This is a genomic window from Cutibacterium sp. KB22876 (assembly GCF_059728865.1).
In genome coordinates this window covers 398,606-424,865 of the sequence record NZ_AP040858.1, presented here as the reverse complement: position 1 = coordinate 424,865, position 26,260 = coordinate 398,606, and the positions used below count along the sequence as shown (strand labels likewise).

The following is a 26,260-nucleotide window of genomic DNA, read 5'->3' as shown; positions in this document are numbered from 1 at the left end:
GCATGACGAAGTGGATCATTGGCGGTCATGTCGACACCGCCGACGCCGTGGCACAGGCGGCAGCGCGCGGAGCCGACATCGCCCAGATCAGCCTGGGGGACCCGCAGTCCTGGAAGAAGCCGGTCTGTGGCTTCCCCGGAGGTGCCCAAGCCCTCAAGGAGGCTGCTGAGGAAGCCGGGTTGAAGCTCGTGGTGCACTCGGCCTTCGTCATTAACGTTGCCTCCCTCAACAACCGCATTCGCATTCCCAGCCGCAAGCTGTTGCAGCAGACCCTTGACGCCGCCGCCGAGGTGGGGGCGACAGGCGTCGTCGTCCACGGTGGCCACGTACGCGCCGGGGAGTCGATCGAGAAGGGGCAGGACAACTGGCGCAAGGCCATCGACGGTTTCGAGTTCCCGGTGCCGCTCCTCGTCGAGAACACCGCCGGCGGGGACAACGCGATGGCCCGCTTCCTGGAGAGATTGTCAGGGACCTGGGAGGCCATCGGTGCCGCGTCAGGTCATGAGAATGTCGGGTTCTGTCTGGACACCTGTCACGCTTTCGCGGCTGGTCTCGACATGACGACGTTGGTTGGTGACGTCCGTGGAATCACGGGTCGGATCGACCTCGTGCATGCCAATGACTCGCAAGGACCGGCTGGTTCCGGACGGGATCGCCACGCCAACCTGAGTGAGGGGGAGTGCGGAGCCGACGCCCTCGTCGACGTCATCCGTGCTGCGGACGCTCCGGTCGTCGTCGAGACACCGGGGGATGCCGAGGGTCAGGCACGCGATATCGACTGGCTGCGGGAACGCTTGTGAGGGCTACCCACGTCGGACGATCAGAGAACATTACGATGGGGGTGTCAGGTCTACACCGGCGAGGGGGAACGGTCATGACATCGAGCACACATCGGTTCCACAAGGCTGAACTCGACCCAGCTGGGGAACTTCTTGGCCAGCCGATACCGGGCGAGAGTCTCGTCGAGAATCACCTTGCCCACATGTTCCGTGACACGGTCGCGAACCATGGTTTTCGTCCCGCGACTCGGGTTCGTCAGGATGGCCAGTGGATCATTCGCACCTACGCTGAGACGGGTCGACGCGTTGCCGGTTTGGCGCGAGCATTCGTCACCCCCGGGGTACTGACCGAGGATGGCTTGCAGCGGGGGGATCGTATTTCGCTGTTTGCCGGAAACTGCCCGGAGTGGATCGAGGCTGATCTTGCGGGCATGACGATCGGCGTCGTCCCGGTGCCGATCTACCCGACGTCAACTCCCGACCAGATCGTCCACATCGTCACTGATGCAGGGGTTCGGGCCATCGTCACCGCTGGACCCAAGGAGCTTGATCGCATTCTCGAGGCACGGGACCAGATGCCCTGCCTGGAGACTGTCGTGCTGATCGACCCGGCCGATCGCGTTGGTGATCACGATGGGCTGACGGTGCTCTCCTTGGAACAGGTCCGTCAGGCTGGGGTCTCTGAGGAGATGCAGCCCGTCGTCGAGGAGCGCATGAGGCAATCATGCGCCGACGACGTCGCCGCCCTCATCTACACCTCGGGGACCACAGGGGAGCCCAAGGGAGTCATGATCAGCCATCGTGCGGCCCTGGCCGAGTTGCAGGCTCTTGACGCCTTCTTCGACTTCACCCCGGCCGACCACTCGCTGAGTTTCCTTCCCTTGTCGCACGCCCTGGAGTGGGGCTGGTCGATGGTGGTCATCCGACACGGCTGCCTCAACACCTTCGTGCCGAATCCCAAGACGATCTCGGAGATGCTGGCAGAGGTTCATCCGACCCTCTTTGTCTCGGTGCCGAAACTCTATGAGCAGGTCATGAAGGTGGCGCGGGAGAAGGTCGCCGATTCACCCGCCAAGCTCAAGATCTTCGAATGGTCGCTCGAGGTCGGGCGCGAGTGGTGGCAGACCAAGCAGGACGGACGCCGTCCCAGCGTCTCGCTGGAAGCACGACACAAGGTGGCCGATCGTCTCGTCCTGAAGGCCATTCGTGACGCCGTCGGAGGGTCCAAGACCGTGCTGGCGGCCGGTGGTGCGCCATTACGCAAGGAGGTCGAGGAGTTCTTCGCCGCGTGCGGTCTGTTGGTGTGCCAGGGTTATGGCCTGACGGAGGCATCCCCGCTGGTGAGCTTCAATTCCCCTGGCGGATGCAAGTTCGGCACTGCCGGTAGGCCGCTGGTGGGCAGCCGGATGTCGACGACTGACGACGGGGAGATCCTCTACCGCGGACCGAACATCATGAAGGGGTACTGGAAGGCCCCGGAGGAGACGGCTGCGGCGATCGAGGACGGTTGGCTGCACACCGGCGACATCGGGTACATCGACGACGACGGCTTCCTCGTCATCACCGATCGGCTCAAGGACATCATCGTCACCCTCAATGGCAAGAACATCTCCCCGCAGCCGATCGAGAACTCCCTCATGAAGGATCCTCTCTTCGAGCATGCGGTGCTGCTGGGCGACAATCGTCCGTGCCTGACCCTGCTCGTCAAGCCCTCTCTACCTCAGGTGGAGGAGATCGCCGAGAGGCTGCACATCTCGTCGATGACCGGGCCGGAGATGCTGCGATCCGAGGAGCTGGCCGAGGAGATTCGGCGTCGCGTGGCCGAGATCACGGAGAAGCTGCCTCACCAGGAACAGATCCGTGACCTGCGGGTGCTGTGGGACGAGTTCACGATGGACAATGGCCTGCTCACACCGACCCTCAAGGTGCGACGTCGTGAGGTGGAGAAGAGATTCACCGAGATCGTCGAGGAGATGTACAGCAGGATCGCGGTGCGTCGGAAGGCCGGTAAGGAGAACTCAAAGAACTGAGTTCTTTGCAGCTCGCGTGGCAAATCGGTGTGACGGGCGAGCATGCTGCCCTGCCGGGTTGGTGGCTGGCGAGAAAGCCGATGACGCCGAGGCCTCCGTGATCAGTTATGACGAATATGGCGGCGGTCGGATGATTCTTGACGGCTCCCCCAAGCTAGTTGACAGATCGGACGGTCCGAGTGAGTTCTACGATCTCAACGAGCATCCGACCGAGGCGGTGAATCTCGCCGGCGACGCGGCTCACATGTCCGTGGAGTCCGTTCTTCGCTCCACCTTGCGGGATTGGTTCGCCGCCAACGAGAATGCCGTCGATCGTGCCTGGGAAAGGCGGGTTGGCGGACGCGGCCAGATCCAGCCACCGTGCAAGGGTCTTGACGACGACGCGACATATGTCCAGAGGCCCGTGACCTCCGATCGCACCCGAAAGGGCTGAAGGTCACCAGCGGATCGGCAAGCCGTGATGGAGCCTGACCTATTCGTTGGTTCTCCTTGACGTTTTTCGTCAGCACGGGCACGGACCAGGCACTCCAGTGCGTAGGTGCCTGGTGAGGCGGAGATTTTTGTCACCGGGAGACTCTCGCCGCGTGCTGGCGGGGTCTCGAGGACTCGGCTCGAGGACAGCTCAAGGTCGATGGGGATCGTGCAGAAGGTGGCAGGTAGCATGACCGAACGTGCCTGGTTTGGCGAGGAGATTCGTGAGGACCCGCTCGTTGTGGTGTGGAGAGCCCCCAGTCGCCTGACGGATCTGATTACGTCGGACATTGACGCCGACAACAACGAGTCACACCAGGGCCCGACAATGACGGGCGAGCGCACCCCCACATCAAGGAGAACGATGAAGAAATACATCGGAATCACAGCGTGTCCGACCGGTATTGCCCACACATACATGGCAGCCGAGAAATTGGAGGAGACGGCCAAGGAAGCTGGTGACCAGATCAAGGTCGAGACCCAGGGGTCGATCGGCGTCGAGAACGAGCTGACCGCCGAGGATATCCGTGAGGCCGATGCCGTCATCATCGCGGCTGACACCGAGGTCGACCTGTCCCGCTTCGACGGCAAGCGCGTCCTCGTCACCGGTGTTCAGGACGGCATATCCCGTCCGGCCGAACTCATGGAGAAGGCCCTGTCCGCCCCCGTTCATGGCGGGACCAAGGAGGAGATCGAAACCGAGTCCGCCGAGGTCTCCGCTGGAGTCACCCATGCCAAGCCCGGCAAGGACGACAAGGGCTCCGTCGGGCATACCCTCTACGCCGCTTTGATGGCCGGTGTCTCCCACATGATCCCCTTCGTGGTCTGCGGCGGCATCATGATCGCCCTGGCCCTGGGCATTGGTGGCAAACCCACTGCTGGCGGCGTCGCCGTCCCCGAGGGCAGCTTCTGGCAGACCATCCTGCAGATCGGAACCTTGGCCTTCTCCCTCATGATTCCGGTGCTCGCCGGTTTCATAGCTCAGGCCATCGCTGACCGTCCCGGCCTCGTCGTCGGCATGGTGTCCGGCTTCATCGCCAACAGCGGCGATCAGTTCCCCTACCTGACGACGACTGCCCCCGACGGAGCCAAGACCGGCCTCAACACCGGTTTCATCGGCGCCATCATCATCGGCCTCATGGTCAGCTTCGACATGGGCGGGCCGGTCAACAAGGTGGCCTTTCTCTTCGCCGGCGGCATGATCGCCGTCGACCAGGGCAAGGTCATGGGTCTGGCCGCAGCCGCCATCCCGGTCGCCCCGCTCGGCATGGGCCTGGCCACCCTCATGGGTCGTCATCTGTTCACCAAGCAGGAGCGTGACGCCGGTATCGCCGCTCTCTTCATGGGTCTGTTCGGCATCACCGAGGGTGCCATCCCGTTCGCCGCAGCTGACCCGGCCCGTGTCATCCCGTCGAACATGGTGGGTGGAGCCGTTGCCGCTGTGCTGGCCGGCATGTTCGGGGTGCACGACGTCGTCATGCACGGCGGACCGATCGTCGGCGTACTCGGCGCGTGCAGCCCCATCCTCGGCTTCTTCGCCGCGATCATCATCGGTGCTCTGGTGACGGCTTTCATGTCCTTGGCCCTCAAGAAAGCAGCAGCTCGGAAGAAGGAACGTGCCGTCGCGGCGTGACCTTGACCCCACAACGACATCGTTAGGAGAAACAACATGGCAACGATTGCAGATTTGCTCGCCGAAGGATCGATTGATCTGTCCCTGAGTGCAGGGAACAAGAATGACACCATCGAGAGGATGGTTGACCTCATCGGTGCCAGCGGCGCGCTGGTCGACCGCGATGTGCTCATCAAGGCCGTCCGCGCCCGTGAGGACGTCGGAACCACCGGCCTGGGTGACGGCATCGCGATTCCGCACGGCAAGTGTGATGGCGTCGATCGTCCGGCCCTGGCCTTTGCTCGCAGTGACGAGGGAGTGGACTGGGGAGCCCCGGACGGTTCCTTGGCCAACCTCGTCTTCCTCATCGCTGTTCCCGCGGCCGCAGCTGGCAACGAGCACCTGCGGATCCTGGCCTCCCTGGCACGGAATCTCGTCAAGGCTGATTTCCGCAACCGCCTGATGTCGGCTTCGACTCCGCAGGAGATTCGCGCGGTGCTGGAGGGTATCAGCGCCTGAGTCACAGCCCGCTCGTCGACAGACAGCGTCGATCAGAGAGTGACCATTTTCGTCAGCAGGCCCGGGGAACGCGCATCGACGCTTCCCGGGCCCTGCCATGCCGGGAATTTTCGCCATCGGGTGAGTCGCCACCCAGTACGAGACGGTGTGAATCACCGTTCGGTCACTTTCCCTAGACTGTGCAGACATGGGACTGCGCGACCTGCTGATGAATCATGGAATGGCCGAGGGAGGCCTTGAGCTTTCCGACGTCCTCAACATCCTCGCCAAGGGAGGAGTTCTCGTCGACGTCAGGACTCCCCGCGAGTATGAGGCCGGCCACGCCCCTGGGTCGCGGCTCATCAACCCCAAGGAGTTGATCGCCGACCCGTTCACCGCAGTCTATGGCGATGACCCGTTGGCTGAACCCGATCCGCATTTCGTCCTGGTGTGCGACACCGGTTTCCGATCCGGTCACCTGGTGGACCGGGTACGGGAGAAGGGCTACACCTGCGACTTCCTCGCATCCGGCCTGCGCGCATGGCGGGCCGGCGGGGAAATCCTCATTCCTGGGCCGCCACGCGGCCGCTGACACCTCACCACCGCGACGCATCGTCGGCAGGCCCCTGACGGAGACAGCCCCCACGGCAGGCCTCGATCTCAGTCCCTGCCAGAACCCCCACAACGAACATCGCCCCCTCACCAACAGGTGAAGGGGCGATGCGTTGCTAGGCGTCAGCGACGCGACTTGCGGATGGCTGCAACTGCCATGCTGGCCAGCGCTCCCATCCCGACGAGTCCGGCGAGACCGGTCAGGCCAGTTGCGGGGTCACCACCGGTGGAAGGCAGCTGGTAGTGACGATGCGGAGTCCCGGAACCATTGGATCCGTCGTCGCCAAGCTCGGTGTCATGACCAGGCTCGCTGCCATGACCGGGCTTGGTGTCGTGGCCAGGCTTCGTGCCATGACCCGGGTCGGTGCCGTGCCCAGGTTTGGTGCCGTGTCCAGGCCTCGTCTTGCCCGGAATGGTTGGCTGGGTGCCACCCGCGTCAGCCTTCTTGGCGACGAAGTCGAGAGTGATCTTCGACGGGGCGTTGAGGACAACCTTGCCGTTAACGACCTGGCCCTTCGCAGTCCCGACGACCTTGCCATTCTCGAGGACGAGGATCTTGCGATCGGTCGGCACATTGAGGGTCAGCGTTCCGTTGACGGTCGGTCCAGCATTCTTCACGGTGACAATGACGTCCCCGTTGGCGTCGGTGCGGCAGGTGATCGAGATCGAGTCATCCTTGGCGAAACGACCTTTCATCGAGCCGCACTCACCGGTCAGGGTCCGCTCCGGACGCTGCATGGTGATCTGCACGGTGTTGGTGGCGACGTGGCCGGCCGAGTCGACCGCGGTCAGGACGACCGGGACGGCCTGGTCCATGACGAGCCCGCTCAAGTTGGCGTTGACGACGAGGTTGCCGTCGAGATCGTCAACCACCTTGTAGGCAGCGCGGATCTGGTCGAGGACGTTCTCGTCGGGGTTGACGACTAGGGCGTCCGGCCCCTCGATGCGAGGAGCAGCGTCCACCGTGAACGGCACTGCGACGTCGGTACGACGGTCGGCGCGGTCAGTGGCGGTGACGGCCAGCTGGTGTGCGCCGGCAGCCAGGTCCTTGGTCGGCAGCTCGACCGTCAGCTGGGTGTAGCCCTCACCGGTCTTGGCCGGCTTGGCGTCATCCTTGGCAGCTTCCTTGTCGACGGCCTCCTGGGCAGCGGCAGCCTTGGCGGCGACCTTCTCGGCCTGAGCAGCCGAGGTGGTGGTCGGAGCGCTGGCCGACGGAGCGGCGGAAGCCTCGGAGGACGGGGACGTCGACGGGGCGGTGGCGCCGGTGTCGTCCGGCTCACCCTCGAAGGCAACCTCGGCGCCCTCGGCGGGGACCACCTTCGTGGCCTTGAAGGCGACCTGCTTGCCGTCCAGGGTCACCTTCATGTTGCGAAGGTGAGCGTCAGAAGCCTTGACGGTGATCGTCGTCGGCTCGGACACCACGTCACCAGCTTTGACTCCGACAACCTCGACGTCAGGAGCCCCGGTGTCGCTGATCACCGGGATGATCTGCTCCAGGCCGTTGCCCATGAGGTCGTAGAGACCCAGCAGGATGCGGTCGCCGTCAGAGGCGGTGACATCCTCAGAGAATCCGCGCTTGTTGATCTTGGCGCCCGGATCCCAGACGTTGGAGAAGTTGCTGACGATGTTGCCGTTGATGGCCAGGTTGTAACCGAAGGCGTTGTCCCACACCCGGCCGGCGAAGGTGACGTCCTGCGACGGCGTGGTGATGTAGATGGCACCATCCTCGGCGATACGCGGACGATCCAGCTCGATGCCGGGCACCCGGCTGTCGTAGAACACTCGCCATGCACTCTCAAGGATCTTGGCGTCCTTGGTGGTGTCGGTGACGGTGTAGCTGATCTTCGTCAGGCCCTGGTTGATCGGCACCTTGACGGAGAAGTGCAGCTTGGAATCGAGCTGAACCTCCTTGCCCTCGATCGTGACGGACTTCGGAGCACGGTTGAAGGTACCCGAGATCGTGTAGGTGCGAGGGTTCGACTTGGTGTCGACGTTGGGATCCTTGCCGTCCAGGAAGACGTTCTGCTGGCCGAACGGGGAGTTCGGATCAGCCATGGCCGGGTTGTCGAAGGTGATGCGCAAGGCGTTGTCCTCGGAGACCGGGCGGTCGAGAGGCAGGGGGACGGTGGTGACGTTCACTCCGTCATTGGCAGCCACGACGACCTGGGTGGCTGACTTGCCCGGGGCGACGGTCGCCTTGAAGGTGCCGTCAGCATTCGCCTGGACCTTCTTGCCGTCGATCATGACCGTCAGCGGACGACGCTGGTCGCCAACCTTGGCCTGGTCGTCGGAGACGGTGCCCGAGACGTCGACGGTGCCGTCCTCCTTGATGGTGACGAGGCTCTGCGAATTGCGAGCGGCGTCAGCGGTGAGCTGCGGGCCCTTGAGGTCGACGTCGATCCACGTCGTGGAGCGGTCGAGGACCTTGCCGGCGGCGTCGTAGGCGACGATCTCGTAGCTGTTGTGTCCCTCGGTCCATCCGACCATCGCGGTGAAGTGGTGGTCGGCGTCGATCGTGGCGTCAACCCCGGTGACGATCACCTTGGCAACCTGGGCGGAGACGACACCGCGGATAGGCAGGGTCTTGTCCTTGCGCAGGAAGGCCTGCTTCTCGACCTGGAACAAGCTTGAGGAGTCGGGGGTCTCGGCGTTGACGACGGCACCCTGGGGCAGGGAGTCGGGGGTGGCCAGGACAGTCTTGTCGAGCATGACGACGGAGGTCGCGGTGTTGAAGGCGCGGTCGACGGCAGTGAGCTGCACGTACTTGGCCGCAGCCGGGTTCGCAACGGTGAAGACGGTCGCGCCGGGCACCGACTTGGTGTCGGCGGTCAACATCTTGCCCGAGCCATCGCGCGCGGCGACCGGGCCGGCACCCGAACCCGCCTCGGTCACCTTGACGATGACCGAGGCGGTGCCGTCGGCGTTGGCGCGCACCGAGGTGGCGAGCTTCGGGGCGGTGACGTCGAGGACGAAGGGCATCTCGACGGTCTGCCAGCTGAAGTTCGGCGACAGACGAGCCTGCACCTTGAAGGTGTACTTGCCCTCGGGAGCGGTGACGAAAGCGGCCTTCTTGGCGTCCCACACCTTGCCGTCCCAGCCGCGATCGGGATCACTCTCGGCGGCGTTGGTCCGGATGCCGGCGAGCCTGCTCAGCAGCATGTGCTGCAGGTCGCGGTCCGAACCGAGCTCGCGGACGGTCTTGCCGTTGGCGTCGACGACGGAGAACTTGAGCTCCTGGGCCGAACGCAGCAGCAGGGTCTGGGCGAAGATGGTGTCGAGCATCCCGTCGCCGTTGGGGGAGAAGAAGTTGGCTCCCACGCCGCGCTCGATGGTCATCGAGCCATAGGCCTTGCTGGCCAGGACGGTCTTGTGCGGGTTCTTCTCGCCGAAGACCTGGGACATCAGCGACGGCGTCTTGGAGTAGACGGGGGTGTCGATGATGTTCTCGGCGTTCCAGTCGCCGACGAAGCCCATGTAGGGCAGGGCCAGATCGGGCTGGGACGGATCAGTGGACGAGAACTTGAACCAGCCCTCGATCCAGTGGGCGTCACCGGTCTTCGGGGTGACGGTCCAGGAGACGTTGGCGGTGCCGTGGGCCGGAACCGTCACGGTGTTGGTCGCGGCGGTCGCCTTCTCGCTGGTCGAGCACGAGGTCAGCGGGTTCTCACCGCTGTGATCCTCATTGACGACGCAGGTCTGGCTGGTGGTGAAGGTCTGCGGCTTGTCACCGAGGTTGGTGAGGACGACGTTGACCTTGCGGGCCGAGGTGATCTCCTTGAGAGCGGCGTTGGGCTTGCCGTTGACCGTCGCCAGGACGCGGGTCTTGGCGGCACGGTCGACCTGGGCGAGGCCGGCGCCGATCTGACGGGGAGCCAGCGGCACACTGTTGGAGTACGTGAGGATCTCGGCGGTGTTCGACATCGCGGTGCGCAGGGTGGAGTCCGCTGCGACACGGGAGAGGCCAGGGTTGGTCTTCTTGAGGGACTGCAGCATGAGGGCCGACAGTCCGGCGACGTTCGGGGTGGCCATCGAGGTACCCGACATGACGCCGTACTTGTTGTCGTTGAGGGTCGAGTAGACCGATCCGCCGATGCCGGCGATCTCAGGCTTGAAGTTGAGGTCCGGGGTGGCACCCCACGAGGTGAAGCTCGAGGCGAGCAACGGATCGGGGTTGTCGACCAGCTTGTTGGACTTGGTGAGCTGGATCGACACCTCTTTGCCGGACTTCATGACGTCGGCGAGCTTCTGGCCGTCGTCATGTCCCATGCCCGAGACCGGGACGGTGGAGCCTTCGATACCTGCCATGCCGGGGATATCGTTCCCGCCGCCGGCATTGTTGAAGATGATGACACCGGTCGCACCCTTGGCGACGGCGTTCTTCACCTTGTCGGCGAAGGAGATCTCACCGCGCTCGATGAGGGCCCAGTTGCCCTTGACCTCGGCGGGGACCTGGTCGGGCTTGCCGATGCCGGCAGCGACCAGCGTGTGAGTCTCGAAGTCGGCGGGGCCAGCCTGCTGCTGGTATCCAACGTCGGCGGAGCCGCCCTCCCAGGTGGCCTTCGCGGCAGTGACGACCTTGTGGACGTTGTTGATGGAGGCGACGGACCATGCGGCCGGGGCAGCTGCGGGGCTACCGAGAGCTCCGTTGTCGAGGAGCCCGAGGGCGTCGACCTCGTTGCCCTGGGCGGAGGTCGACAGGCCGTCGTTGCCGGCGGCGACGATGACCTGGACGCCGGCGTGCTGGGCGTTGGCGATGGCGAGGGCCTCGCCCTGGTCGGCGGAGTCCACGCCATCGGCCGAGCCGAGGGACATGTTGATGACGTCGGCGCCGCGTCGCACCGATTCCTCGATGGCGGCGACGATGTCATCGGTGTAGGCCGATCCGGACTTGGCGGGATCGTTGGAGAACACCTTCATGGCGAGCAACTGGGCCTCGGGGGCGGCGCCGTTGACGCGTCCATTGGTGACGGCGTCAGCGTCAGCCCCACCGTTGGCAGCCACGATGCCGGCAACGTGCATGCCGTGCTGGGAGGCAGTGGTGTCCTTGGCGTTGGTGTTGCGGTCGGCGAAGTTGTAGCCATAAGGCACCTTGTCGGTGAATCCGTCAGCAGCCTTGAGCTTGGCGCCGGCCTTGCCCTCGGCGTCGAGACGCATGTCCTGGTGCTTGATGTCGATACCGGTGTCGACGATGGAGACGACAGTGCCTCGTCCGTCGAGTCCGGTCTTGCGAGCTGCGGTGGCCCCGGTCGCCAGGTTGGCGTCGTCATCGACCGGCTTGTAAGCGCGCACCGGCTTGACGGAGGCGACGCCTGGCTGGGCCTCCAGAGCGGGGATGTCAGAGGTCTCCACCCAGGCCGAGAACCCCTTGAGGAGCATGCCGAATCGGCGGTCAACCTTGATCGGGACCTTGGACTGAATGGCACTGATGGTGCGGCTCAGCTCGGCGAGATTGGTCTTCTCAACTCCGCGTCCGGAGGGCTGCCCCTTCAGCAGTACGATGACCTTGACCTTCTCGGACTGTTTCTGAGCCGCGGGAGGGGGAGAGAGGGGCGGTGGTGTTGGACTCGGGGCGGCCATCGCGGCCGGAGTAGCTGCCAGCGCCAGCGCAACAATGCCTGCGAGCAGTCCTCCTCCTCGAGATGTACGCATATGTGTGACCGTCTTTCTTTGACACTGCGGCCGGACCTCCCGGGCTCGCATACGTGGCAGACAGATTGTCCAAAGATCTGGCACAGCAGACATGGTGCCCGTATGTCGGATCCTCGGGTGCAGTTCCGGCCGCTTTGGGGAGAACTCTGTCGGATCGCCCCGATGAGCGCGAGACCTCGAAGAAGAAATTGATGAAATCGTTACCAACTGCTTAGGGCGACCTAAGTGGCCTCGCGCTACGCGGATCATGGATTCTGGGCGTCATGGAGGTGAGGCGGCCGGCGATGAGTCCCGAGGATTCGGAGAACGACGACCCAGCCGGTATGCTGCTCAATTGGCTGTCCACAGTGGCGGCTGGCCGGTCGGGCAGACCCCGATCGGTGGCATTCGCCCTCCTGCCACGGGATGTACTCGTGGCCGCTGAGACCAGAGGAGGTGGAGTCAGCGTATGCGTAAGTACGAGGTCATGATCATCATTGATCCGACCGCCGAGGAGCGTCAGGTCGATTCCCTCATGGAGAAGTACCTGAAGGTCATCACTGACGAGAAGGGCACCGTCGACAACGTCGACGTGTGGGGCAAGCGCCGCCTGGCCTACGACATTCAGAAGAAGTCGGAAGGCATCTACGTCGTCATCAACGCGACCTGTGAGCCCGCAACCATCCAGGAGATGGACCGTCTTCTCGCCATCGACGAGAAGGTCATGCGCACCAAGGTCATGCGTCCCGAGATCCACTGAGGATCGAGGACCCGCGCTGTTCGCCGCTGTCCTTCGGGAGATTCCGAAGACTGTCCTAGGTGAGCGGCACACTGGAACCATTGATTCGCAAAACCCCGAACCGCGGAGAGTGACATGGCTGGCGAAACACCCATCACGGTGATTGGCAACTTGACTGCTGATCCTGAGCTGCGCTTCACCCCTAACGGGGTGCCTGTCGCGAATTTCACGGTGGCATCGACCCCGCGAACCTTCGACCGACAGACCAACGAGTGGCGCGACGGTGAGGCAATGTTCCTCAACTGTTCCGTGTGGCGCCAGTTCGCCGAGAATGTCGCCGAGTCCCTCTCCAAGGGCATGCGTGTCATCGTCAACGGCAACCTCAAGGCTCGCTCCTACGAGGACCGCGACGGCAACCGTCGTACCTCCTACGAGATCGACGTCAACGAGGTGGGTCCGTCGCTGAGGTTCGCCTCGGCCAAGGTGGCTCGCAACCAGTCCTCCGGCGGAGGCAACTGGGGTGGCAATGCTGGTGGCGGCCAGGGCGGCAACTGGGGCGGAAACCCCGGTGGCGGCAATGGCGGCTGGTCCGGCGGTAATGGCGGCCAGAGTGGTAATTGGGGTGGAAACTCCGGTAACCAGGGGTCCTATAACAACGGTGATGCCAACCGCGGCGGCGGAGTCGATCCCTGGGCCTCGGCCCAGACCGATGAACCCCCGTTCTGATCGATAGGTCTCTGATCGGGAGATCCGATCCGCCGATCACCGGCGTCATCGATACAAGAAACATCAGGTTCGGTGCCCCGCATGGGGCCACGGACAAGGCACATTCCGGCGAGAGCCGGGCTTTCACACGAAGGAGAGCACCACAATGGCCGGTCCACAGCGCAAGTCTGTGAACAAGAAGAAGGTCGTCCCCGTCAAGACCGTGCACATCGGCGCGGTTGACTACAAGGACACTGCCCTGCTGCGCAAGTTCATCTCTGAGCGAGGCAAGATCCGCGCTCGTCGCGTCACCGGGCTGTCGGTCCAGGATCAGCGCAAGGTCGCCATCGCGATCAAGAACGCCCGCGAGCTCGCACTGCTCCCGTACGCCTCGACGGCTCGCTGAGAAGGGAGAAAGACATGAAGCTCATTCTCACTGCTCCGGTGGCCAAGCTCGGTGTCCCCGGTGACATCGTTGAGGTCAAGGACGGTTACGGCCGTAACTTTCTGCTGCCGCAAAACTACGCCATCAAGTGGACGCGCGGTGCTGAGGCCCAGATCAAGGACATCACCCGCGCCCGCGAGGCCAAGGAGATCAACTCCAAGGAGGAGGCCGAGCAGGTCCGTTCTCAGCTGGAGCACCTGGTCGTCCAGGTGACCGTCCAGGCCGGCGAGAGCGGTCGTCTGTTCGGTGCCGTCACCCCTGCCGACATCGCCCTGGCCGTCAAGAAGGCTGGTGGCCCCGCCCTCGACAAGCGGACCATCGAGATCAGCAAGCCGATCAAGACCATCGGCAAGCACACCGTCGGCGTCAAGCTGCATGACGCCATCAAGGGTCACGTCACGGTGGAGACCGTTCCTGCCGCGTGATCTGATGCACACGCAGACATGAAGGAGGGCACCCATGTGGGTGCCCTCCTTTTGTTGCGTCACCACCGGCGAAAGTCATGACGAAGCCTGACTCCATTGTGTGCCGCGCGGGGGTTACCGCATGGCCACTGGGGGTCAGCGGGCTGCCGGCGGGGGCGTTTCATCGTTGTGTGTCCAGGCGTGCCCTTGCTCGTGATCGAGATGGGTGGCCGTCTTGTTCTTGAGCCCGAAGATGTAGATCAAGGTCGAGATGAAGGTCAGGGTCGTCACGTAGACGATGAACCACGTCACGTTGTCATGTTCCTTGAAGGCCTCGTAGATGAGCGGGGCAGTGCCACCGAAGCAGGAGTTGGCGAGGCCATAGCCGAGGCCGACACCGAGGGCGCGAATCTTGGCCGGGAAGAGCTCGGACTTCACTAGGGCGTTGATCGAGGTGTAGCCGGTCAGGATGATGTAGCCGACGAACAGCAGGCCGAAGGCGCCGAAGGGATTGGTGGCCTTGGGGAGGAAGGCGATGAGCACCCACGTGTAGCAGACGGCGCCCACGCCGAAGAAGACCAGCAGCGGTTTGCGGCCGATCTTGTCGGAGATGAGGCCGCCGACTGGCTGCAGGCACATGAGGAAGATCAGCGCGATGAGGTTGACGGTGGTCGCCGTCATTGCCTGCTCCTTGAAGGTGGACTTCACGATGGCGGGGGCATTCACCGAGTAGGTGTAGAAGCAGACGGTGCCGCCCATGGTGATGAGGAAGACCAGCAGTAGCGGCTGCCAGTGATCGACCAGCAGGGTGCGCATCGTGCCGGAATCGCGGTCCAGGCCCGTGCGAATGTTCTCCAGATGCTCCTCGGTGAGGGATTCGTCCATGGTGCGTCGCATCCAGAGTACGACGACGGCCGCGAGGCCACCGATACCGAAGGCGATACGCCAACCCCAGGTGGCGATCTGGTCGTGGGTCAACGTTGCGGTCTCGATGAGCAGGACGGCCTGGGCGATGACCTGGCCACCAACGAGGGTGACGTACTGGAAGGATGACAGGAAGCCGCGACGATTAGGAACAGCCGCTTCCGACATGTACGTTGCGGAGGTGCCGTACTCGCCACCGGTGGCGAATCCCTGGACAATACGGCAGATGATGAGGAGCGCCGCGGCCCACATACCAATCTGGTTGCGAGAAGGAAGGATCGCCACAACCAATGAGGCGGAGGCCATTACCAGAACCGAGAAGGTGAGGGCGGAGCGACGTCCGTGCCGGTCGGCCCAGCGCCCGAAGAACCAAGAACCCAGCGGACGCATGAGGAAGGTGATGGCGAACACGGCATAGACGTAGATGCGCGAGTTCTTGTCCTCAGGGCTGAAGAACTGGTTCTGGAAATATGTTGCGAAGACCGTGTAGGTGTAGACGTCGTACCACTCGACGAGGTTTCCCAGGCACCCTTTGAGAGTGTTGAGTGCAGCCCGTCCGAGGCTGTGTTCCTCACGGACCAGTTGTGTTTCACGTGCCACTGTTGGCGCCTCCTTTGGCATCGTGATCGGAACTATGCCGTAAATGGGTGGAAAGTGTGACGTTGGTAACAGATTTGTAACAAGATTGGGGTGAGGTGTGACAGAAGACAGCGACTGGCAGCCTGGCGTTGTGTTCACTCACACGTTGTCCCTCACCCTCGATGACGAGGCCCAGGAGGTACTTCGTGATGTCCGGAACCAGCTCATGGCAGCGGGGATTCCGGTGCTGCGCGAGCCTGCCCACGTCACGGTGGCGGCGGTCTCGACCATGAATGGAGTTGATTCTGATCTCGTCGACGTCGGGTGGCCGGAGCGAGTGACGCTGACGACCTCGTGCCAGTTGCCGAATTCTGATGGTGTGGTGGCGCTGTGCCCTCACCACCCAACTCGCCCCGACGTCACCCGCCCTGAGGTGGCCTGGTCGGACACCAGCGTCCCTGCCCCCGCCGCTGTCTCTGGCCCCCTCACCCCCACGACGATTTCTGACACCTCGCAGGGAGAAGGTGCCGAATCGTGCTCCTCTCCGGCTGCGGCTGACGTTTTTCGCGCCTCGCGGGTTCCGGAGACGCTCCGGAGACCCCATGAGGCTCTGCATCGTCGGTTGACCGAGGTGGGCGTTACCGCTTTCAACTACTACGGGCCACGGTGGTGGAATCCCCACGTCACGATGGGGTACCAGGTTCCGCCTGAGTTACGGGGCAGAGCAGTCGAGTTCCTGGCCGATGTCGTGCCTCTCGAGGTCGGGGTGATGGGGATTTCCGTCTGGTGCGTCGGGAATGGTCAGACGTACGCCCTGTGGCCTTGACCTGGCGGTGAAAATCGCCGAGGAGTATCAGCCGTCGCCTTGGACGCCTTGTCGGAAGGCATTACCGGGGGCTGGCCTCTTCCTGAGGGCTCTCACTGTCCAGAGCGGCAAAGGGGATGGCCCAAGAGGCCGATTCGGCTAGTCCGCGTGACCCGTGAGGACGAAAATTGTCGCGTCAGGTGGGGGAGATTCACAGCAGTGATGCCCCTTCATCTGGGGTGCCATTTTTCGTCACCCCGGAGTTTTTGGGTGCTCCTCGTAGGCTCGAGACATGAACATGTCCGATGACATCGTCAAGGCCTTCAACGATCAGATCACCCTCGAACTCACCGCTGACATGACTTACCGTCAGCTGGCCATCGAGGCCGACGCTCAGGACCTCTCCGGCGTGGCCACGTGGCTACGCCACCAAGCGGACGAAGAGATCGTTCACGCCAACAAGTTCATCGACCACGTCCTCGATCGCGGAAACCACCCGCGCATCGGAACCATCGAAGCTCCCGAGGTCGAGCCCGGTCTGTCCCCGCTGGAGATCTTCCAGACGGCCCTTGCCCATGAGGAGAAGGTCTCCGAGGCCATCCGTGAGCTCTACCGTTCCTGCACCTCAGCCGGCGACATCGACGCCATTCCGTTGCTCCACTGGTTCATTGACGAGCAGATCGAGGAGGAGTCGACCGTCGGCGAGATCGTCGGTCGGATCGAGCTCATCGGGGACGACGGTCCAGGCCTGCTTCGGCTGGACGCCGAGCTCGGCTCTCGCAATGTGGATTCCACCGAGAACGCTGAATGACGTTAAGTCACGCGGGGTTCGCCCGCGTGATATGACGATGCGCGTGGGCCCATGCTGGTGCAGCTTATGGTCGCCACTGTGAGGAAGTTGTGCGCATGACGACCGTGGTCGTAGGTGGGATGTCTCAGCCCCGACCACGGTCATTGATGTCAGGCGACAGGGTATTTGCACAGCAGAACTGTCGGTATCTCCGTCTATGGTGTGAGCCCGGATGCAGTGACGTGGATCAGCGCCTGCCGCATCCGCACGACCCCCAATCGAGAGGTTTTCATCCGTGAACTGGCTGCACGCCGTCATCCTTGGCATTGTCGAGGGCATCACCGAGTTCTTGCCTGTCTCCAGCACCGGCCATCTCCGTATCGTCGAGAAGCTGCTGGGGTACGACATCCAGGGCGCCGGGATCACTGCCTTCACCGCGATCATCCAGGTCGGCGCGATCATCGCCGCCATCATTTACTTCTGGTCTGACATCGTGCGCATCGTCGTCGCGTGGTGCAAAGGTCTGGCCCACAAGGAGGACCGCAGCGATCCGGATTACACCCTCGGTTGGGGCATCATCCTGGGCTCGATTCCGGTGGGCATCGTTGGTCTGTTGTTCAAGGACGCCATCGAGAACACCCTGAGTTCCCTGTGGGTGGTCGCCATTGCCCTCATCGTCTGGAGTGGCGTGATGTGGCTGGGTGACCGTCAGTCAGAACTCGACCGTGGCATGAAGGAAGTCGGCATCGTCGACGCCACCGTCATTGGCTGCTTCCAGGCACTGGCTCCGCTGTTCCCCGGTATCTCCCGTTCGGGCGCGACGATTTCTGCCGGTCTGTTCCGCAAGTTCGATCGCGCGACCGCAACTCGCCTGTCGTTCTTCATGGGTATCCCGGTGCTCGTGGCTGCCGGTATCTACGAGACCATCTCGGCCGCCAGTGACATTTCCACCGCCAGCGGAGGAGGCAATGCGATTGGTTGGGGGCCGACGATTCTGGCGACGGTGGTCTCCCTCATCGTGGCTTACGCCTCCATCGCATGGCTACTGAAGTTCGTCTCCTCGAACAAGTTCACCGGCTTCATCTGGTATCGCATCGTCGTGGGTCTCGTCATGATTGGCCTCATCGTGACCAACGTGGTCACCGCCTGATCATTATCTGACGCGTCGAGGGCCGGCCTGCTTCAAGCAGGCCGGCCCTCGACGCTGTGTGCGTAGATCACCCAGGTTGTGAACCTCCCTCAGTCTCCCGACTCAGCTTCCATCGAGCGGTTGAAGTCCTGCTTCATGGCGCGCCATCCGTCAGCGTCGCGCCCGGCGAACCAGTAGGCCGATAGCTGCACCCTCTCCCTGGGCAGTCCACGCTCGAGGCGCAGATGACGGCGCATGGGACGGACCATCGCGGCCTCTCCATGAACGAAGGTGTGGACGTCGTCGGGTAGGGCAAGGCCTCGGACGGTGGCGACAATTCCTACGGGATCGCGGGGAGCCGGCACGATCGTGATGCGGTCGTTCTCGGGGAGGGGGTAATGGTGATGCCCGTCGACGAGGACGACGGTGGCGCGGGCCGATTCCGGCAGGGCAGTGAGGGTATTCGCCACTGCTGGGAGAGCGACCGCGTCGGCGACGGCGAGCAAGTGGGTGAGGTCCGAAGGCATCTGCCAGTGGCCTCCCGGCCCCCTCACTGCAACCTCGTCCCCGGGCTCGACGATTTTCGACCACTGGGATCCGGGGCCGTCATGGGCGTCCGCCTTGGTCTCGGGCCCGAACTGCAGGACATCTATGCCCCACGACCCGTCATCGGACCAGCGGCGGCGGGTATATGTGCGCAGCAGAGGATAGGAGTCATTGCTGATAGGTGTGCGGAGGTTGGACCCGTCGGACGGCAGGGCGATCTTGACGTGATCGTCGACCGAGGTGATGGGCGGCATGTCACACGGCTCGAAGTCGATCGAGATGACGTTGGGGATGTCGTGGCGAACCTCGCGGACCCGCGCCAGACGCTGGACTTTGACCATGCGGCCAGGCTACATCAATTACGAAAATATGACGTTGCCAAATATGTGCGAGTCCGGTGTCACAGGGCGAGGGGCCGTCATCAGGGGTCCGGCACCGGCATTCCTCGGGGGTTATCCACAGGTTTATCCACCAACTGGGGACAACTCACACAGGTGTAATTCGGCCAGTGTGGTTCGTCATGGGCCTTGCCGAAGGTGCGAAGACTGTCCTCGTGGACAAGGACCACAGCCCCGAGGCATCCCTGCTTCCTAAGGCGGCTCCTTCGTTGCCAAGTGCGAAAAATGTCAGCCGAGATAGGGGAGGGAACACTGGAGTGCCTGGCCTCGACCTCGGCTGACAAAAACTACCGCGCAGTCAACGAGTGCGGGCAGTGGGCGTGACCACCTTGGGCAATTGACGAGCACGACGGGCTCGGGCAACCGACCCGTGTAACCAGCTCGTGCGAACAACCCGGGCAACCGACGACGATCGTCAGTCGCCCGGCATGACGTCAGGACAGTACAGCGTCGGGAACCGCCTTGGTCGACACTGCCCGACTGTCGCGAGGATGAACCTCGGTCGGGGCTGGTTTCTTGGCCAGGGAACGCTGTCGAATGCGCGTCGCGATGTTCGTACCGGCCAGCACAACCAGGAACACCACACCGGAGACCGCCGACATCATGGACGAGGTCGCCAGGTCCCAGATCTTTGCCAGCTCGAATCCGACAATGGCCGAAACCACCGCCACGACGATGGTCCACCCCACCATCCGACGCAGGGTCTTCGCCATCAAGAGCGCGGTGGCCGGCGGAGCAATCATGAGTGCGACGACGAGGATCGACCCCACCGCGTCGAAGCACACCACCACCGTGAGGGCGATGAGACACATGAGGATTCCGTTGGTCAGTCGGACCGGCAGGCCCATGGTGCGAGCAAGCTGCGGGTCAAAGGTCGCCACCGCGAGCACCCTCCGCATCGCGAAGAGGACGATCGCGGTGATGGCACACACCACGATCTCCTTCCACATCGTGATGGGGCCGATGTCGATCGTCCCGAACACGATGTGATTCACCGATAGTGCCTGCAAGTTGATGTTGCCAGCGAGAATCGTCGACTCGTCGATGTGAACCTCTGTCAGCACCGTCGACAGCAGGATCACACCGATGGAGAACAGCACCGGGAAGATCAGCCCTTGGCTGGCATCGCCGGTGACCAGTCCGGTGCGGGCCAGGCACCCGGCACCAATGACGACCACCAACCCCATGAGGGTGGCGATGACAACCAGCAGCGGGGAGTTCAATGACCCTGAAAGCAGCGCTCCGATGGCGATACCCGGCAGCACCGCGTGGGACATCGCGTCGACGAGCATCGACTGGTGGCGCAGCACGAGAAAGATCCCGGGTACCGAGCAGGTGACAGCCGTGACGATGGCCAACAGCAGGATGGACGTGATGAGTGGCATGTCAGTTCCCCTCTGCCTGTGCCGCCAGTGCGCGGCGCCGCGACACCCGGATCTGGGTCAGTGACCGATGCGGAGAAAAGAGCATCGAGAAGGCGAACACGACGAACAGCACGACGACGATCACCGGTCCGGTCGGCACCCGGCCCATGCACACGGCCAGGTATGAGCCGGCAGCTCCGCAGACCGCTCCCAGGATCGCGGCGAGGACGATCATGGTGTGCATGTGTCGCACCCACAACCGAGCCGCGGCCGCCGGCATGATGGCGAAGGCGATCATGAGTACGAGTCCCACGGTCTTGACCCCGATGACGATGGATGTCGTCGTCACGAGGAACAGAATCGTCGAGACGGTCCGCCCGGAGTATCCGGACATCGTCGCGAAGACTGGATCGAAGATGAAAAGTGTCAGCCCACGCCAGGTGAATGCCGCTACTCCGACCGCGATGAGTCCGAAGACGAGGATGACGATGTTGTCCTCAGTCGTCAGAGTGGCCGCGTTGCCGAAGAGGTAGGTGTTGATCCCCTGACGGTTGGGCAGGGTGGACTGGGCGATGATGCGCAGCCCGACCATGCCACCGCCGTAAAAAAGTGCCAGGCAGATTGCCATCGCCGCGTCGATACTCACACGGGAGTGGGCGCTGATGACGTTGGCCAGCAGGGCCGCGAGCGCTGAGGAGATGACGGCGCCGATGGTCAAGGTGGCCATGGAGCGGCCGTTGACGTTGAACACCGCTGTCGACACGATGAAGGCCCCGACGACCCCGGCTATCGCGGAGTGGCCGATGACGTCGGCCAACAGGGACTGCTTGCGCTGGTAGAGCAGGCACCCCAGCCCGCCAGAGAACAATCCGATGAGGACCGTGCCGATGAGCATCGTCCGATAGGTGTAGCTGCCGAAGAACTCCGAGGCAGGCACGATCTCGGCAAGAATGAGGGCGCTCATCGTGCCCCCGTGAAGATGTCGTCGCTGATGCCGTAGGCGGTGTGTACCGTCTCGGTGGTGAAGGCCTCGGCGAGAGGGCCGACCGAGACCACCTTCCCCTCGGCCAGCAGGCACGCCCAGGTACAGATGTCGGCCACACTAGCGAGATTGTGATGGACGATGACGAGTGTTTTCCCCTCCGAAACGAGCATGTCAAGAACTGACATCAGGGTGCGCTCGCTGGCGGCGTCGACCCCGGCGAAGGGCTCGTCCATGAACAAGAAGTCGGGACGCTGGGCCAGGATGCGTGCCATGAAGGTCCGCTGTTTCTGCCCACCGGAGAGTTCAGTGATGTGCCGGTCGGCATATTTCGCAATGCCGACGGTCTCCAGCGACTCCCGGACGATCTGCTTCTCTGCAGTTCCGGGACGCTTGAACCACCCGAGCCTCCCGAAGGTTCCTTGAGCGACGACGTCCCCCACCGTCGCCGGGTAATCCCAGTCGACGTCAGCGGCCTGCGGCATGTACCCGATGCGGCGACGCATCTGGTTGAGGGGCTTCCCAAAGATCTGGACGGATCCGGTGAGGGTGGGGATGAGTCCGAGAATGGCCTTCATGAGGGTGGACTTACCAGCCCCATTGGGGCCAAGGAGGGCCAAGGCCTCACCTGTGGGCAAGCTGAGGCTGGTGTGGGACAGAGCGATGTTGTCCTGATATGCGACGGTGAGGTCGTCAACCTCGAGGGCTGCTGGTTCGGCTAAGGACATTGGCTTCTCCTTGTGGACAGGTGCCGCCCACCTGCTCATGGGCGGCACCGTTGCGCTCACTTGAGGGCGTTGGTGATCGTTTCGGCGTTGTACTGGAAGACGCCCAGGTAGGTGTCGACCGGGGCCTTCTCGCCGAGGGAGTCGGCGTACAGCGGCTTGTCGGAAACGGTCACGGATCCACCTTTGGCGGCCACGGCCTCCTTGAGGTGTTTGATGGCCTCAGGGTTCTTGAGGTTGTCCTGGAAGATTGTCTTGATCTTCTTGTCGGCGATGAGCTTGGCGAGGTTGTCCATCTGAGCTGCGCTCATCTCGGACTCCGAGGAGACGAAATCGGTGGCGTGAATCTCGATGCCGTAGGTCTTGCCGAGGTAGTTGAAGGCGTCGTGACCGGTGACAAGGATGCGGCGATCCTTGGGGATCTGGTTGAAGAGTTCGCCGGCCTTCTTCTTCCCCTCATCGATCTTCTTGTTGTAGGCCTCGCCGTTCTTCTTGTAGGTGTCAGCGTTGGTCTTGTCGATCTCGCCCAGCTTCTTGGCGGTGGCAATCACGACGTACTTCCAGTTGTCGGGGGAGTTCCACACGTGGGGGTCGTGGCCCTCGATTTTGCCGTCCTCCTCCCAGGGGAGCAGATCGGACTCGGGAATGGACTCAGCGGCGGGGACCTGCTTGTTTCCGAGCTTGTCGAAGTGGTCCATCATGTGGTGTTCCATGTCATGGCCGGTCCAGACCACGGCGTCGGCCTTCTCGATGGCCTCGATGTCACCGGTGGAGAGCTCCTGGGTGTGGGGGTCGCCGCCGGGCTTGACGAGCACCTTGACCTTGGCGTCAGGGGCGATGTTGTGGACGGCGTCTCCGAGGTATCCGGTGGAGGCAACGACGTTGAGAGCCTTCTTGCTGGAATTGCCGGATCCAGAGTCGGACTTCTCGGTGGAACAGCCACCGATGCCGGCGGCCATGGTCAACGCTGCGACGACGGCAGCCGCCGATCGAAGGATGGAGGACTTCATGAGCCTGGCTCCTAGGTTGTGTGAGATGTGTGCTCGTGCGGTTACATGAGCAGACGAGACCTTAGCAAAGGTGAGCCTTACCTAATAGTTGGGGGTGGGGGTTTGTCAGGTGAGCCTCGATTGTCGTTCGCGCTCGATGTCGTGGTGAGGGTGGCCAATGGACCCGCGACGACAGGAGGCCAGGTCAGTGACGGTTCCAGAGCTTTTCGGAGATCCGGATCAATGGCCTGACGATGACCTCATCGCGATCACCGGGGCTCTCAGCCCCCACCTGGTGCTGGCGGCACTCCATGAGGGTGTCTTTCCCATGCCCGTCACTGACGAGGAGGTGCCCCCCGGAGTTCCAGGGGGCGACAGCGTGGTGGTCTCCCATGTATCGAGGTGTTCTGCTTCCCGGTCATCTCAAGGTCGCTCGCAGTTTGCGCAAGACAACCAAGCACCAGACGACGACCGTCGATCGCGCCTTTGGCGACGTCATCGCACGATGTGCTGACCCGGATCGTCCCTACGCCTGGATCGATGACCGCGTCATCGAGGCGTATGGCTACCTCCATGAGCGAGGCTGGGCCCATTCGGTGGAAACCTGGGACGACAAGGGTCGCCTCGTGGGCGGGCTCTATGGCGTCAGTGTGGGCGGACTGTTCAGTGGTGAATCGATGTTCCACGACCCTCGACACGGGCGCGACGCCTCCAAGACTGCTCTGTTGGGGTTGGTGTGTGAACTCGGTTCGAGATTGCTGGACGTGCAATGGAGCACCCCGCACCTGGCCAGTCTCGGCGTCACCGAGGTTGACCGGGCGGAATACCTTGACCTTCTTGATGATGCCCTGGATCGTCCGGCTCCGCAGTGGACGAGCCCCGATGATCCGGCGTGGGATGGCGTCCAGCTCCTCGATCGGCTGCGAGAAGTGCCCGCCTGACGGAGTCGGGGCCACTGTGATGACCACGTGGATAGTCTGACGGCGTGTACGGATATTTCGGCCCCGCAGGCACTTTCACCCATCAGGCACTCAAGACTCTCGGCCACGTCGACGCTCGCCCCTATGCGACGGTTGGCGCCGCATTGCAGGGAGTTGTCGACGGCGACGTCGAGGCGTCGTTGGTTCCCATTGAGAACTCCGTCGAGGGTGGTGTGAGCGCGACCCTGGACACTCTCGCTGCCCTGGGTGGTTTGCAAATCGTTCGCGAGGTCGTCATTCCGGTGCAATTCAATCTTTACGTTCGGTCTGGGACGTCGTTGGCGTCGATCCGTCACGTCGTGACCCACCCTCATGCCGCGAATCAGTGCCGGGACTGGCTTGCCGCCAACCTCCCGGAGCACGCCGAAATCGCCCAGGGCGGGTCGACTGCCTCCGCGGCGAAGGAGGTGTCGGATCCACGGTCCCGTTTCGATGCCGCCGTCTGCGCCGAAGTTGCTGGAACGATGTACGGATTGACAGCTGTGGCACAGGGAATTGCGGACAATCCGGATGCCGTCACGAGATTCATTTTGGTTGCGAGAAGTGGGCAGATGATTGCTCGGACGGGGGACGATCGCACCACTGTTGTCGTCGTTCCCCCGAGCGATCATCCAGGTGCCTTGTTGGAGATCCTGCAACAGTTCTCTTTCCGCAAAATTAATTTGTCGAGAATTGAATCAAGGCCAACCAAGGATCGTCTCGGTGAGTACTGCTTCTCCATTGATGCCATTGGCCACGTCGCGGATGAGAGGATGGCTGCTGCGCTCAAGGGGTTGTATCGGATCAGCCGTCAGGTGATCTTCCTCGGGTCCTATCCAAACGGCTCTAGAAGGGGGTTTGCGTCGCCTGAGGGTCCTGACGTCATCCGCGGCTTCAGTGATGAGGATTACCTGGCGGCGGAGAAGTGGTTCCAGGGGGTCATCGGGAAATGGTGACGTATGCCTCCTCGTCGCGGTCAGGGACCATAACATATCTAGGTTGCCAGAACAAGAGTTTTGGTTAAATGCGATTAACGCAACATGAGCCGATTTGACTGTGGCCCTCAGGTTCGTATCGTTGAAGGCATCAACCGATTCCGCTCGGCTCTCCGAATGGGATTTGGTAGAAATCTAAACGAAAGGACTTGAGAATGCCGACTGACAAGACGCCTACGAACGCCAATATCGACGCTCTTTACGACCGTACCGTTGTTGACCAGTCTGGTGACAAGATTGGCGAGATCGGTCAGGTCTACCTCGACGACGCCTCCGGCCAGCCGGCTTGGGTGACCGTCAAGACCGGTCTCTTTGGACGCAACGAGACCTTCGTCCCGTTCAAGGGCCTCGAGACCTCTGGTGACGAGATCCGCGCTCCCTACACCAAGGACAAGGTGAAGGACGCCCCGAACGTTGACCCGGACGGCCACCTTTCCGAGGATGAGACCGACGAGCTGTACCGCTACTACTCCGATGCCTTCGCCTCAGAGAAGGACACCACCAAGGACGCCAACCCGGGTTACGCGGGCAACGGTGTGTCCGGTGGAGCTGCTGGTGGCGTTGCCGGCCAGAAGGTCGTCGACAAGGAGGGCAACCCGGGCGTTGCTGGGAATGGTGTTTCCGGTGATCGTATTGCCGACGCCAAGACCGAGAAGGCCGCCGACGCCACGCCGCAGACCACTGCTGACCAGAAGTCCCCGGTGGCCGAGGATGGCTCCGTCGTTCGCCACGAGGAGCGCCTCAACGTTGGCAAGGAGCGTGTCGAGACCGGTCGTGTGCGCATCCGCAAGCACATCGTCCATGACACCGAGACCGTCGAGGTTCCGGTCGAGCGCGAGGAGATCCACGTCGAGCGCGTTCCTCTCGACGAGAAGGTCGCCGGTGACGACGTCAAGCTTTCCGAGGGCGCCCAGGACATCGTGACCCACGAGGAGCGTCCGACCATCGACAAGGAGACCGTCGCCGCCGAGAAGATCAAGATCGGCAAGGAGACCACTCAGGACACCCAGACCGTGTCCGGCAAGGTCGCCAAGGAGCAGATCGACATCGATCAGGCCAAGCAGCCGAAGAACAAGTGACGTCGAGGACTCAGGCGATGACGTGATCGCTTGACGACAACGTCGGCAGGGCCCGGGTGGAATCACCCGGGCC

General features: G+C 62.9%; 21 protein-coding genes and 4 pseudogenes. 16 read left to right on the top strand and 9 right to left on the bottom strand.

All coding sequences use genetic code 11. The features are described 5' to 3' along the window. The first annotated feature begins 2 nt into the window (after positions 1-2). From AC6I1W_RS01985 to AC6I1W_RS01960, 6 genes are all read left to right on the top strand, one after another. Entirely contained in the window at positions 3-800 is a 798-nt protein-coding gene (locus AC6I1W_RS01985; RefSeq protein ID WP_036910093.1) for a deoxyribonuclease IV, read from the top strand. Positions 801-874: 74 nt separating this feature from the next. Further along, a complete protein-coding gene (locus tag AC6I1W_RS01980; RefSeq protein ID WP_270236976.1) occupies positions 875-2,809 on the top strand; it encodes an AMP-dependent synthetase/ligase in 1,935 nt (644 codons plus the stop codon). Positions 2,810-2,870: 61 nt separating this feature from the next. Beyond that, on the top strand, positions 2,871-3,242 hold the full coding sequence (locus AC6I1W_RS01975) for a hypothetical protein (protein ID WP_270236975.1): 372 nt from the start codon (positions 2,871-2,873) through the stop codon (positions 3,240-3,242). Between the two features lie 402 nt (positions 3,243-3,644). Then, positions 3,645-4,913 (top strand): PTS fructose transporter subunit IIC, encoded by a 1,269-nt coding sequence (locus AC6I1W_RS01970; RefSeq protein ID WP_270237020.1) that lies wholly within the window; start codon positions 3,645-3,647, stop codon positions 4,911-4,913. Between the two features lie 36 nt (positions 4,914-4,949). Continuing rightward, the gene (locus AC6I1W_RS01965; protein ID WP_016666445.1) at positions 4,950-5,411 is read left to right on the top strand and encodes a PTS sugar transporter subunit IIA; all 462 of its coding nucleotides are present in this window, start codon (positions 4,950-4,952) and stop codon (positions 5,409-5,411) included. Between the two features lie 187 nt (positions 5,412-5,598). Then, positions 5,599-5,982, top strand: coding sequence for a rhodanese-like domain-containing protein (locus AC6I1W_RS01960; protein WP_065673118.1), 384 nt, complete (start codon positions 5,599-5,601; stop codon positions 5,980-5,982). Positions 5,983-6,125: 143 nt separating this feature from the next. On the opposite strand, the pseudogene AC6I1W_RS01955 reads toward AC6I1W_RS01960, so the two are convergent. Both AC6I1W_RS01955 and AC6I1W_RS01950 read right to left on the bottom strand, forming a co-directional pair. Continuing rightward, positions 6,126-6,314: pseudogene (locus tag AC6I1W_RS01955) on the bottom strand (hypothetical protein); the annotation flags it as partial. 3,171 nt (positions 6,315-9,485) lie between these two features. Next, positions 9,486-11,378: pseudogene (locus tag AC6I1W_RS01950) on the bottom strand (S8 family serine peptidase); the annotation flags it as partial. Between the two features lie 721 nt (positions 11,379-12,099). On the opposite strand from AC6I1W_RS01950, the gene rpsF reads away from it, so the two are divergent. The 4 genes from rpsF (at position 12,100) to rplI (ending at position 13,944) form a co-directional block, all read left to right on the top strand. Continuing rightward, entirely contained in the window at positions 12,100-12,390 is a 291-nt protein-coding gene (gene rpsF, locus AC6I1W_RS01945) for a 30S ribosomal protein S6 (RefSeq protein WP_016666442.1), read from the top strand. Between the two features lie 114 nt (positions 12,391-12,504). After that, on the top strand, positions 12,505-13,095 hold the full coding sequence (locus AC6I1W_RS01940; protein WP_016666441.1) for a single-stranded DNA-binding protein: 591 nt from the start codon (positions 12,505-12,507) through the stop codon (positions 13,093-13,095). A gap of 145 nt (positions 13,096-13,240) precedes the next feature. After that, positions 13,241-13,480, top strand: coding sequence for a 30S ribosomal protein S18 (rpsR, locus tag AC6I1W_RS01935; protein ID WP_004809778.1), 240 nt, complete (start codon positions 13,241-13,243; stop codon positions 13,478-13,480). A 14-nt stretch (positions 13,481-13,494) separates the two neighbouring features. Continuing rightward, the gene (rplI, locus tag AC6I1W_RS01930; RefSeq protein WP_004809776.1) at positions 13,495-13,944 is read left to right on the top strand and encodes a 50S ribosomal protein L9; all 450 of its coding nucleotides are present in this window, start codon (positions 13,495-13,497) and stop codon (positions 13,942-13,944) included. 135 nt (positions 13,945-14,079) lie between these two features. Here the strand turns inward: rplI and AC6I1W_RS01925 are convergent, their stop codons facing one another. Continuing rightward, positions 14,080-15,447, bottom strand: coding sequence for an MFS transporter (locus AC6I1W_RS01925; RefSeq protein WP_016666440.1), 1,368 nt, complete (start codon positions 15,445-15,447; stop codon positions 14,080-14,082). 97 nt (positions 15,448-15,544) lie between these two features. Here AC6I1W_RS01925 and AC6I1W_RS01920 point away from each other — a divergent pair, with 97 nt between their 5' ends. The 3 genes from AC6I1W_RS01920 (at position 15,545) to AC6I1W_RS01910 (ending at position 18,171) form a co-directional block, all read left to right on the top strand. After that, on the top strand, positions 15,545-16,252 hold the full coding sequence (locus AC6I1W_RS01920) for a hypothetical protein (RefSeq protein ID WP_202726139.1): 708 nt from the start codon (positions 15,545-15,547) through the stop codon (positions 16,250-16,252). Positions 16,253-16,523: 271 nt separating this feature from the next. Further along, a complete protein-coding gene (locus AC6I1W_RS01915) occupies positions 16,524-17,042 on the top strand; it encodes a ferritin (protein ID WP_071346002.1) in 519 nt (172 codons plus the stop codon). 274 nt (positions 17,043-17,316) lie between these two features. Then, positions 17,317-18,171 carry an undecaprenyl-diphosphate phosphatase gene (locus tag AC6I1W_RS01910; protein WP_117189510.1) on the top strand — a complete coding sequence of 285 codons (855 nt, stop codon included), beginning with the start codon at positions 17,317-17,319 and terminating at the stop codon, positions 18,169-18,171. Positions 18,172-18,260: 89 nt separating this feature from the next. Here AC6I1W_RS01910 and AC6I1W_RS01905 read toward each other — a convergent pair whose 3' ends face one another. From AC6I1W_RS01905 to AC6I1W_RS01880, 6 genes and pseudogenes are all read right to left on the bottom strand, one after another. Next, positions 18,261-18,677, bottom strand: coding sequence for a siderophore-interacting protein (locus AC6I1W_RS01905; protein ID WP_249361305.1), 417 nt, complete (start codon positions 18,675-18,677; stop codon positions 18,261-18,263). A gap of 18 nt (positions 18,678-18,695) precedes the next feature. Beyond that, positions 18,696-18,950: pseudogene (locus AC6I1W_RS01900) on the bottom strand (siderophore-interacting protein); the annotation flags it as partial. A 578-nt stretch (positions 18,951-19,528) separates the two neighbouring features. Further along, positions 19,529-20,479, bottom strand: a complete 951-nt coding sequence (locus tag AC6I1W_RS01895; RefSeq protein WP_117189508.1) for a metal ABC transporter permease — start codon at positions 20,477-20,479, stop codon at positions 19,529-19,531. A 1-nt stretch (position 20,480) separates the two neighbouring features. Beyond that, positions 20,481-21,422: a metal ABC transporter permease gene (locus AC6I1W_RS01890; protein ID WP_270236966.1), complete on the bottom strand. Its 942-nt coding sequence runs from the start codon at positions 21,420-21,422 to the stop codon at positions 20,481-20,483. Next, on the bottom strand, positions 21,419-22,168 hold the full coding sequence (locus AC6I1W_RS01885) for a metal ABC transporter ATP-binding protein (RefSeq protein ID WP_065673127.1): 750 nt from the start codon (positions 22,166-22,168) through the stop codon (positions 21,419-21,421). The genes AC6I1W_RS01890 and AC6I1W_RS01885 overlap by 4 nt, the downstream gene beginning before the upstream one ends. A 56-nt stretch (positions 22,169-22,224) precedes the next feature. Then, complete coding sequence (locus AC6I1W_RS01880) at positions 22,225-23,175, bottom strand: metal ABC transporter substrate-binding protein (RefSeq protein ID WP_270236964.1); 951 nt, start codon at positions 23,173-23,175, stop codon at positions 22,225-22,227. Positions 23,176-23,362: 187 nt separating this feature from the next. Here AC6I1W_RS01880 and aat point away from each other — a divergent pair. From aat to AC6I1W_RS01865, 3 genes and pseudogenes are all read left to right on the top strand, one after another. Then, positions 23,363-24,095: pseudogene (gene aat / locus AC6I1W_RS01875) on the top strand (leucyl/phenylalanyl-tRNA--protein transferase). A 44-nt stretch (positions 24,096-24,139) separates the two neighbouring features. After that, positions 24,140-25,069 carry a prephenate dehydratase gene (gene pheA, locus AC6I1W_RS01870; RefSeq protein ID WP_270236963.1) on the top strand — a complete coding sequence of 310 codons (930 nt, stop codon included), beginning with the start codon at positions 24,140-24,142 and terminating at the stop codon, positions 25,067-25,069. Positions 25,070-25,263: 194 nt separating this feature from the next. After that, positions 25,264-26,187 (top strand): DUF2382 domain-containing protein, encoded by a 924-nt coding sequence (locus tag AC6I1W_RS01865; protein ID WP_065673131.1) that lies wholly within the window; start codon positions 25,264-25,266, stop codon positions 26,185-26,187. The last annotated feature ends 73 nt before the right edge of the window (positions 26,188-26,260 follow it).

Coding starts and splice junctions, on each gene's coding strand:
- AC6I1W_RS01985 (WP_036910093.1), top strand. CDS start 3: ATGACGAAGTGGATCATTGGCGGTCATGTCGACACCGCCGACGCCGTG.
- AC6I1W_RS01980 (WP_270236976.1), top strand. CDS start 875: ATGACATCGAGCACACATCGGTTCCACAAGGCTGAACTCGACCCAGCT.
- AC6I1W_RS01970 (WP_270237020.1), top strand. CDS start 3,645: ATGAAGAAATACATCGGAATCACAGCGTGTCCGACCGGTATTGCCCAC.
- AC6I1W_RS01965 (WP_016666445.1), top strand. CDS start 4,950: ATGGCAACGATTGCAGATTTGCTCGCCGAAGGATCGATTGATCTGTCC.
- AC6I1W_RS01960 (WP_065673118.1), top strand. CDS start 5,599: ATGGGACTGCGCGACCTGCTGATGAATCATGGAATGGCCGAGGGAGGC.
- rpsF (WP_016666442.1), top strand. CDS start 12,100: ATGCGTAAGTACGAGGTCATGATCATCATTGATCCGACCGCCGAGGAG.
- AC6I1W_RS01940 (WP_016666441.1), top strand. CDS start 12,505: ATGGCTGGCGAAACACCCATCACGGTGATTGGCAACTTGACTGCTGAT.
- rpsR (WP_004809778.1), top strand. CDS start 13,241: ATGGCCGGTCCACAGCGCAAGTCTGTGAACAAGAAGAAGGTCGTCCCC.
- rplI (WP_004809776.1), top strand. CDS start 13,495: ATGAAGCTCATTCTCACTGCTCCGGTGGCCAAGCTCGGTGTCCCCGGT.
- AC6I1W_RS01915 (WP_071346002.1), top strand. CDS start 16,524: ATGAACATGTCCGATGACATCGTCAAGGCCTTCAACGATCAGATCACC.
- AC6I1W_RS01905 (WP_249361305.1), bottom strand. CDS start 18,677: ATGCCTTCGGACCTCACCCACTTGCTCGCCGTCGCCGACGCGGTCGCT.
- AC6I1W_RS01895 (WP_117189508.1), bottom strand. CDS start 20,479: ATGCCACTCATCACGTCCATCCTGCTGTTGGCCATCGTCACGGCTGTC.
- AC6I1W_RS01890 (WP_270236966.1), bottom strand. CDS start 21,422: ATGAGCGCCCTCATTCTTGCCGAGATCGTGCCTGCCTCGGAGTTCTTC.
- AC6I1W_RS01885 (WP_065673127.1), bottom strand. CDS start 22,168: ATGTCCTTAGCCGAACCAGCAGCCCTCGAGGTTGACGACCTCACCGTC.
- AC6I1W_RS01880 (WP_270236964.1), bottom strand. CDS start 23,175: ATGAAGTCCTCCATCCTTCGATCGGCGGCTGCCGTCGTCGCAGCGTTG.
- AC6I1W_RS01865 (WP_065673131.1), top strand. CDS start 25,264: ATGCCGACTGACAAGACGCCTACGAACGCCAATATCGACGCTCTTTAC.